Source organism: Candidatus Hydrogenedentota bacterium, assembly GCA_019695095.1.
Lineage (GTDB): Bacteria > Hydrogenedentota > Hydrogenedentia > Hydrogenedentales > SLHB01 > JAIBAQ01.
The window spans coordinates 1-4,739 of sequence record JAIBAQ010000309.1 but is presented as its reverse complement, the minus strand read 5'-3'; the positions used below and the strand labels follow the sequence as shown (position 1 = coordinate 4,739).

Annotated in this window: 3 protein-coding genes; all 3 read left to right on the top strand. The window is 58.1% G+C overall.

Translation table 11 applies throughout. The features are described from left to right. A partial coding sequence (locus tag K1Y02_25435; protein ID MBX7259724.1) for a hypothetical protein occupies positions 1–429 on the top strand: 429 nt, incomplete at its 5' end. 82 nt (positions 430–511) lie between these two features. Then, complete coding sequence (locus tag K1Y02_25430; GenBank protein MBX7259723.1) at positions 512–3,955, top strand: sigma-70 family RNA polymerase sigma factor; 3,444 nt, start codon at positions 512–514, stop codon at positions 3,953–3,955. A 159-nt stretch (positions 3,956–4,114) separates the two neighbouring features. Then, on the top strand, positions 4,115–4,739 hold a 625-nt coding region (locus K1Y02_25425; protein ID MBX7259722.1), incomplete at its 3' end, for a hypothetical protein.

Here is a 4,739-nt window from a genome sequence, read left to right as displayed (position 1 = left end):
TTTTCGGGTAACGGCCCGATGGAAGCCGAGCTTGTCACCTTCATTCGCGAGATCGATGCCGCAGCCTACGTGTTGGACTGCCTCCCCAACATGAACACCCAGCAGGTCAAGGAGCGCGTCGAACCGGCGGTGAAAATCCTGCGCGAGAAACGGCCCGGCGTGCCCATCATCTTCGTCGAAGACATCACGCGCAGCAACGTGTGGTTCTATCCCGAACGCCAGAAGGCGCTCGCGGAGAAGAACGGCGCGCTTCGCGCTGGCTACGACCGCCTCGTCGCGCAAGGCGTCAAGAACCTGTACTACGTGAAAGGCGACAAGCTCCTCGGCGACACCACCGAGTCCACCGTCGACGGCACACACCCCACCGACGTCGGATTCATCTCGTACGCCGATGCCATAGAACCGGTTCTGCGGAAGGCGCTGCGGTAAGCAACGCACCAGCCGCTGACCAAACGACGCCCGGCGGGAACGTATTGATAGGATTGGGCGACGGGTTCCCGGAGGACGGTGTATGCAGTACGCAGGCGACTGGATTCTTGAGCAGTGGATTAACACGCGCGATCCAGAAGCGTTCAGGGCCATCGTACAGCGCCATGCCGGAATGGTGTACGCCACCTGCGCGCGAATTCTGGGCAATTCCCACGAAGCGGAAGACGTTGCCCAGGAGTGTTTCGAGATCTTCATCAAGGCGCGCCGTCCCCTGTGGAAGAAGTCTCTCGGAGCCTGGTTGCATGGCGTCGCGACCAATCGCTGCCTCAAACGTCTCGAATCGGAAGGCCGCCGCAAGCGGCGCGAGGTTCGCTTTGCCGGCCAGTCCGATCGTGGCGACGAACCTGAATGGGACGACGTATACGCCTACGTCGACGAAGCGCTTGCGATGTTGCCGGATGACTTGCGCATCCCTGTCACGGCGCACTTTCTGGAAGGCAAGACCCACGAGGCCGTCGCGTCGGAGTTGGGCATTTCACGATCCGCCGTTACCCAGCGCATTCACCGCGCGCTCGATCAAATGGGAGCGATACTCAAGAAACGCGGCCTACCGACTTCGTCCGTAGCGCTTGGCGCGGCATTGTCAGCAAGTTTCGCCGAGGCCAACGCCATACCCGCTACGTTGACCGCGACCTTAGGAAGACTCGCACTCTCCCAATCCGCGGAAGCCGCGACGCTGATAGGCACGGTCCAATCGCTAACGGGAATCTGGGCCTCAAGCAAAACCGTGCTGGCCGCGGCTGTGCTCGTCGGAGTTGTCCTTGCTTCGTGGTTGGCATACAACCGCATGGGTGAAGAGAAGCCCCCGGTAACTCGCGCCGCGGTTGACACCGGCGGCCTTCTCCATGTCGCTCAAGACGACACAACCGAAATGAAGACACATCTCTCTCAGGAAAGCACGGACGCAGGCACACTATCCGTTGAATTCGTCGATGCAGATACCGGCCAATCCGTAGGTCCGGTGGAGTTCAGTGTGATTGCTGAAGAGGAACGCGGCAAAGAACAGCCAAAACTGAAAACGGACGAGAACGGACTCTTCACAGGTTCCTTTCCTGCACGTGAGTACCTAGCATTCCCGCGCGAGGGACCGTATGTACTTCTGGGCGGAGCACCGCAATTCGAGGCCGAATACGGATCGGGACTTGTCCGATTCAATATAGAGTCCGGCCAAACAACATCCGTTCGCATGAAGATCGCGCGTGGAGCGGAAGTTTCGGGGCGTGTGATTCAATTGGAGAACGGTCTTCCCTTGGAGCGGCTCACCGTGTTTGCAATGATGAAACTGCCAAGAGGGCACATGCTATGCCGTGGGACCTTGGGGCGCACCGATGAAGACGGGCGTTTCCGGCTTGAGGGCCTTCCTCTTGGAGAATTCGCGGTCGCCTGCTGGTTAAAGAAGGGGGGAGGCCGCGAAGAAATACCAGTGACCGTAGCGCGCCTTGGCGAAAAATTGGATGGCGTCAACTTCCGGATTTCGCTCGGCGCAACGGTCTCAGGGAGAGTGCTGGATCGATCAGGGCAGCCTATAGCAGATGCGGAAGTGCGCGGCAGTGCGCGCAAAGGACAATTGGAGTTTATTCCCCGAAGCACGAAAGCCGACGCAAATGGTGACTTCACCTTCTATAGGTTCATGCCCGGTGGAACGTTGTTTCTTCAGGCCACACTCGGAACTGACCTCAGTGAGATTGATGGCCCGAGAATGTTGACGCAGGAAGGCCTTTCCGGTGTCATCTTGAAACTAGAGCCCGGCGCTGCGTTGTCCGGCACACTTGTTGACAAGAATGGCCTTCCTGTTGCCAACGCTCAGGTAGCGGCCACCTACTTGCGCGAGAACTTTCCCATTAATGGCAGAAGTGACGAGCGAGGGGTCATCTTCAATGATTTCGGCAATGGACCGTCAATCACGACAAAGGCCGATGGCGCGTTCGAGCTTACGGGTCTCATGCCCGGCGTATACGGATTGCAGGCAAGTCCGCCGAGTAGCGCGCATGCCCCCAATCCATATTTTACGCAGGTACTCAAACGGATCGTTGTTGGCAAAGGCGAGGCCATTCAAGATATTCGCATTGTCCTGGGCCGTCCCGAGGAAACGGGACTTGCCATCTCAGGACGCGTTGTGGATCAAGAGGGAAATCCCCTGGAAAGCGTACGTGTTTATGCCGAAGTTATCGAGACTCCCCCTGAATTGGACGGATACACAGCATATTCGGATGCCGATGGTACATTTCGTATCGTGGGACTATCCGAAGGCGAGTACACCGTCACAGGAGATCTTTCCGGATTTGCTCCGTCACAAATTCATATGATCCCTGCCGGAAGCGATGAGATAAAGCTCGCGTTGTCAATGTACGCAACTATTAGAGGTCGCGTCGTGGCCGCGAGCGCAGGTGATTCCGTTGTTGATTACCGCGTAGTCCTTGAGAGGGGAGACCAGGCAAGCTGCGGCGAGATGCTCGATGAGCGTGGTATTTTCAACGTGGATAACGAGGGTGTCTTCAGTTTCGACAAGGTCGCATCCGGTGACAACACCCTCTTCGCGTGCGCTCCGGGTTACGAGGTTGCCCGAAGAGTAGTGCGAGACGTCCGGCCCGGGCAGATGATCGACGACGTTGTAATCAACCTTGAACGCGCCGATCCCATCGAGGGAATCATAGTCGACACAGCAGGCAATCCGTTGCCTGGAGCGAAGGTCTTCGAAGGTTCTGTACGGATAGACCTTCAAGAGATCGGCATACAGAAGCCGATCACCGTGTCTCATCAGGATGGCACGTTCCGCATTGAGAGTCCGCCACCCCCACCCCTCGGCAATCTGTATTCCGCCTACACTCCCGGTTATGCCGTTGGGGCCGCGAAAGTGTCGCAGGATGGATCCAACGCGCGCCGCGTGCGAATCGTGCTGGAAAAAGGCGGCGGAACAATCGAAGGCCGCGTTACGATGTCCGGCGCACCCATCGCGGACCCAAGCATCCGAATCAGGGTGTGGGTCGACTATCCCGATGCGCTGGCGGGCCACCTTGGTGAAGCCAAGTATGGCAATGACGGCAGCTACCGGTTCGCGAACGCACCTTCGGGACGAGCCACGCTGACCGCCGAGCTGGAGTTGCCAGGCGCACAAAGAGACTCACGCGCCCTCACGCGCGATGTACAGGTCGAAAACGGTAAGGTGATGGTGGAGGACTTTGACTTCGCCGAACTCTCCGGAACTCTCTCCGGCACTGTGTATCTCAATGGCATCCCCAACAACTACGCGTGGGTCACTACGCGCTGGCAAACACCGTCGGGGGAAACACGACGCGCCACCGCAATAACCAATACGAACGGCGCTTATTCACTAACGGGACTTCCTTCTGGAACCTTGGAGGTGGAGGTATCCGGTAATCTCGGGCCCGGAGAAAGGATGAACAAGACGTTCTCGGTCACAATTGACGAGAGCGGCACAACCCAGCGGGATTTCGCTATAGAATAAGACAGCGAGTAGTAACTCCTGCGCGGCTACTGGATGTTATGCACTCGGGAACAATCCCGGCGATTATGGCATAACCCTCCGAAAGCCTTATGCTCATGCTCCGTTCGTTTCCTCAAGCCTTCGCGGTATGTAGGTAGAACCTGAGCAAGGGAGGGGGCCATGAGTGCTTGCATCGTGTGTTTGATTCATTGCGCGTTGCTCACGGCGGGACAACAGACTAAGTACTATGCGTATGACGTCGTGGAGGACGAGCACGGCGTCATCGCGCCGTGGTACCAGGGCCAGAACGGGCAGTTCGATTACCGGGTCCGCATCGCGGCGGAAACACTCAAACGTTATCCCTGGACCAAAGGCGACAGCGGCTATCCACCTACGCCCGAGTTTGTCTTCAACGGCACGTGGCGCATCGCGCCCGATGGAACAATCACGGTGCCCCCGCTGCGCGATTGGGACAACGGCGATTGGGGCCAGCGTTCCGCGTACACCTTGTCTGGATTCGTGGACTATTACCGTTACTCCGGCGATCCCGCAGCCATCGCGCTCGTCACGCTACAAGCGGATGCCCTGCTCGACACATGCCTAACCAGTTCCGATCATCCCTGGCCCCTATTCCCTATCAGCGTGCCGAACCGAGGAATACCCTATGGCCAGGCATCTCCTCAGGGGTTCATGCAACTCGATATCGCCGCGGAGATGGGACTCGGATTGTTGCGCGCGTATCAACTCACGGGCAACGCGCGCTGGTTTGATGCCTGCAAACATTGGGGCGATCTGTTGGCGAAGA

What these genes read in the sequence shown, in the direction of transcription:
- K1Y02_25430 (MBX7259723.1), top strand. Translation starts at nt 512, where the DNA reads ATGCAGTACGCAGGCGACTGGATTCTTGAGCAGTGGATTAACACGCGC.